Annotated in this window: 4 protein-coding genes; 2 read left to right on the top strand and 2 right to left on the bottom strand. The window is 53.0% G+C overall.

Annotation, left to right across the window (positions count from 1 at the left end; translation table 11 throughout):
* Together ACQY8X_RS20570 and hemC are read right to left on the bottom strand one after the other, a co-directional pair.
* Window positions 1-222: uroporphyrinogen-III synthase (locus ACQY8X_RS20570; protein ID WP_428037003.1), on the bottom strand; the 222-nt coding region annotated here is incomplete at its 3' end.
* Window positions 200-1141 (bottom strand): hydroxymethylbilane synthase, encoded by a 942-nt coding sequence (hemC, locus tag ACQY8X_RS20565; RefSeq protein WP_428037002.1) that lies wholly within the window; start codon window positions 1139-1141, stop codon window positions 200-202. The genes ACQY8X_RS20570 and hemC, both read right to left, overlap by 23 nt.
* Window positions 1142-1327: 186 nt before the next feature.
* Here hemC and argH point away from each other — a divergent pair, with 186 nt between their 5' ends.
* A complete protein-coding gene (gene argH, locus ACQY8X_RS20560) occupies window positions 1328-2725 on the top strand; it encodes an argininosuccinate lyase (protein ID WP_428037001.1) in 1398 nt (465 codons plus the stop codon).
* Window positions 2726-2939: 214 nt separating this feature from the next.
* Window positions 2940-4613: methyl-accepting chemotaxis protein (locus ACQY8X_RS20555; protein WP_428037000.1), on the top strand; the 1674-nt coding region annotated here is incomplete at its 3' end.

The raw sequence follows: 4613 nt of genomic DNA, 5'->3' as shown, positions 1-4613 counted from the left end.
ATTGGCACTGATGAAAATCACGTAGTGGTAAAGATCCAAATCCATAATCCGGCTTTTCAGAAGGGGAAAAGCCGGGTCGGATTCACTAACGGGAGTAATCTCCAGCAGCGGCAACAGCACCGGGTCGACCCCCAGGCTGGCAAGCAACGCTGCCTGGCCGGGGGCCTGATGTGCAGGACGGGTGACCAGTATCCGGGGGTTAGGCATTCTGTTGATAGACATCCGCCAGAATTTTTTCGGCACCGGCAGCCAGCAGGCGCTCTGCCAGTTCAATGCCCATCGCTTCGGCATTATCGGGTGTGTTGCGCAACTCATCCCGCAGAATCTGAGTGCCATCGGTGCTGGCGACAAGACCGCGCAGGTAGAGTTCATCACCGGCCTCATTGAGGGTGGCATAGCAGGCGATAGGCACCTGACAACCGCCTTCTAAACGGCGGTTCATGGCGCGCTCGGCGGTGACGCGATAAGCGGTTTGCTGATCATGCAGCGGTTTTAGCAGGGCGATGGTGGCTGCATCATCGTTGCGACACTCGATGCCCACAGCACCCTGTCCGCCGGCGGGCAGACTCTCTTCCGGGGTGATCTCGCTGGCGATCCGGTCGGCCATCTCCAGACGGATCAGTCCTGCTGTTGCCAGAATAATGGCGTCGTACTCGCCTTCGTCCAGCTTGCGCAACCGGGTGTTGACGTTGCCGCGCAGGGTTTTGATCTGCAGATCGGGACGCTTTGCTTTCAGCTGCGCTTCACGGCGCAGCGATGAGGTGCCAACGACCGCGCCCTGGGGCAGTTCATCCAGTGACTTATAGTTGTTAGAGACAAAGGCGTCGGTGGGTTTTTCCCGTGGACAGATCACCGCCAGACCGAGGCCTTCGGGAAACTCCATCGGCACATCTTTCATCGAGTGCACGGCGATATCGGCTTCATTGGCCAGCATTGCGACTTCCAGTTCTTTAACGAAAAGTCCCTTGCCGCCAATTTTTGACAGCGGCGAGTCCAGCAATACGTCGCCTTTGGTAGTAAAACCCATCAGCTCCACTTTGATGCCGGGATGAAACTTTTCCAACTCGGCTTTCACATACTCCGCCTGCCACAGGGCGAGGGGGCTTTGACGGGTGGCAATACGGATTACTTTATCAGTCATACAGAGTCCTGGAGGGCGGTTGCCCGGTCAGCTACGCAAAATAATTACCGATTTTAACAGATAAGCAGGCGGGTAACAGCTGATCAGACATGCGGTAAGGGGGTCGGTTGCTGTATAATGCCCGCCATTGATTCAGGACAAGATCCGCTTGCCGTCGGCGCGGATGACAGATTTGAGGTTTCCAGCATGAGTGAAGAAAAAACCAACCAGCAATGGGGTGGCCGTTTTAATGAGCCAACGGATGCTTTTGTTGCCCGTTTTACAGCATCTGTGCAGTTTGATCAGCGGATGTATGAGCAGGATATCCGCGGCTCTGTTGCTCATGCGAAGATGCTTACCAAGGTGGGCGTACTGACCGAAGCTGAGTGTGCCGATATTCTCCAGGGCCTGAGTGAAATTCAGTCCGATATCGAAAGCGGTAATTTTGAATGGTCGATCGAGCTGGAAGATGTGCATATGAACATCGAAGCGGCGCTGACCAAAAAGATCGGCATCACTGGTAAGAAACTGCATACCGGCCGCTCCCGTAACGATCAGGTTGCCACGGATATCCGTCTCTATGTGCGCGATGAGATCGATAATGTGCTGCTGGAAATCACCCGTCTGCAACAGGGTATTGTGGGTCTGGCCCGTCTTGAAGCCGATACGGTGATGCCAGGCTTCACCCATCTGCAAACCGCGCAGCCGGTGACCTTTGGTCATCACCTGATGGCCTGGTTTGAGATGCTCAGCCGTGATTATGAGCGTTTTGTTGATTGCCGTAAGCGGGTCAATATTCTGCCGCTGGGCGCTGCGGCGCTGGCCGGAACCACCTATCCGATTGACCGTCATATGACCACTGAGCTGCTGGGCTTTACGGCACCGACAGAAAACTCCCTGGACTCAGTCTCTGATCGTGACTTTGCCATTGAGTTTTGTGCCGCCTCGAGCATTATGATGATGCATATGACCCGCTACTCTGAAGAGCTGGTGATGTGGGCCTCGGCGCAGTTTAACTTTATCAACCTGCCAGATCGCTTCTGCACCGGTTCTTCTATCATGCCGCAGAAGAAAAATCCCGACGTACCGGAGCTGGTGCGCGGTAAGAGTGGTCGTGTTTATGGTCATCTGATGTCACTGTTGACGCTGATGAAGTCACAGCCGCTGGCTTACAACAAAGATAATCAGGAAGACAAAGAGCCGCTGTTTGATGCGATTGATACCATTAAAGGCTGTTTGCGTGCCTTTGCTGATATGGTGCCAGCGATTGAAGCGAAACGCGATAATATGCGTGAAGCGGCGCTACGTGGCTTCTCGACAGCCACCGATCTGGCCGACTATGTGGTCCGCAAGGGGATTCCGTTCCGTGATGCTCATGAGATTGTCGGCAAAGCGGTTGCCTACGGGATTCAACAGAGCAAGGATCTGGGGGAGATGAGTCTGGAAGAGCTGCAGCAGTTCTCCGATCAGATCAGCGATGATGTCTTTGAAGTGCTGACCCTGGACGGCTCTGTCAGTGCCCGTGATCATATCGGGGGCACCGCGCCAAACCAGGTGCGTCAGGCCTGCGACCGGGCTGAACAGATGCTGTCACTACGTAGCTAATAGAAAATAGCGCATTGTCGAACCCGCTAAGGTGAGCCCTGGCGGGTTTTTTTGTAGTTTTATTACCCAGCGTGGGATATAGCGATAGGCCTTTAGTTGTATAACAAGGTAGATTTGTCGGATATAGGGTTGACCCTGAACTATATTTTCACGAGTTAACAAGTTAACAGGCAAATAATAAATAATGGAATATTAACGGGCTGTCGGAGTTTACATGAGACTGAATATCACCCATAAAATGACTGTTGGCTTTGTCCTGATGGTCGTCTTTATCATCGTTGTGGGGGCTGGAGGTGTAGGCGCGATCCAGCTGATCTCGCAGAAGTTTGAGAATGTTACCCAGAATGTAGTGCCCTCGCTGACCGAAGGTTTACGCCAACTGGTACGCCTGGAAGAAGCGAACAATGAGCTGTTTGCCGCATTGTCGCAGAAGCGGGTGCGGGAGCTTAACCTGCAGCGTGAAACATTTAAGCAGCAGCTTGATACCTTCCAGACCGAACAGCGGCTGTTGGCGGCCCGGGTCGCCGATGACCCGGTGCTCAGTGAGTCGCTGAATCAGGTGGCTGTGCTGGTTGATCAGTATTTTTTGCTGGCGGATACGGTGTTAGCGGAACAGAAAAACATACTTGATAATGAACGCCATATTATCGATGCGGATATCAAACTACGTAATGTGGATAACTCACTGTCAACCTCGCTGAGTAAACTGCAGGTTGATCACAGTGGCACTCCTATTGCCAAGGCCGGGAAGGATTTAGCCAAAACCCTCGGTATCTTTCGTTCCCGTCTGATGAATTTCACCCGCACAAAAACGATGGCCCGGCTGGATAAAGTGCTGGCAACCCGAAAGGGTGATATTCGCAACGGCTATGAAGATATTATCCGTCTGGGTGGCCCGTTCCGCTCATCGCTGGATGATATTAATGTGTTTGAACAGCAGTTTTATGGTGAAGAGGGGCTGGTCGCTTACCTGCGGATCATGAATGCCGCTGAAGAAGCTCAGGCTGCCCGGCTGGAACAGACTTATAAACTGATTGCTGAGACCCGCTCTGCGGTTGAAGACTTTATTACGAAAAACAATCAGATACTCAATCTGGCTCAGGATCAGGCTGATCGGGAAGTGTATGTCGGACGCTTGTGGATCGTTGCACTGTCGATAGGTGCGGTAATCTTTGCCCTGATTGTTGCTTATTTGTTGGTGCAAACCATTCGGGTGCCACTGGCGCATATTCGCGAGCGGTTGAGCGCGGTGCGTGGCGGTGACCTGACGGTGGTCTTTGATGTCAGCCGGCAGGATGAATTTGGTGATCTGAGTGGCTATCTCAATGAAGTGGTTGCAGGCTTGAAAGCCATATTACAGCAGATTGCTGAGGGTGCTGAGCGGCTATCGATGGTTGCGAACAATAATGCCACTATCAGTCAGCAGACAACTCAGTCGATGAATCTGCAAAGCATGCAGCTGGAACAGACATCTTCGGCCGCCGTTGAGATGGAGCACAGTGTTACTGAGGTGGCAGGACACAGTAAAACGACACTACAGGCGGTACATGAGTTTGAAAACCTGAGCCACGATGTCAGTGAGCAGATGCAGGAAACCGTTATCAGTATTGAACGTCAGGCCCAGGGTATCGATCAGGCGATGGGGGTCAGTCAGGAGATGTCTGCGTTTGGCAATCAGATTGTGATGATTCTTACCACGATCCAGGATATTGCGGAAAAAACCAATCTGCTGGCGTTGAATGCGGCGATAGAAGCTGCCCGGGCAGGGCAGCAGGGACGAGGCTTCGCGGTGGTTGCTGATGAGGTGCGGGCGCTAGCGGGTCGTACCCGTGATTCGGTACATGATATTCAGGCGATGGTGGGGAATATGCAGAACGCTATCCAGCGG

Origin of the sequence: Amphritea sp. (assembly GCF_050300915.1) — a bacterium.
In the GTDB taxonomy this organism is placed as follows: Bacteria; Pseudomonadota; Gammaproteobacteria; order Pseudomonadales; family Balneatricaceae; genus Amphritea.
The sequence above is the reverse complement of the archived record's forward strand: the minus strand, read 5'-3'. Positions and strand labels throughout refer to the sequence as shown.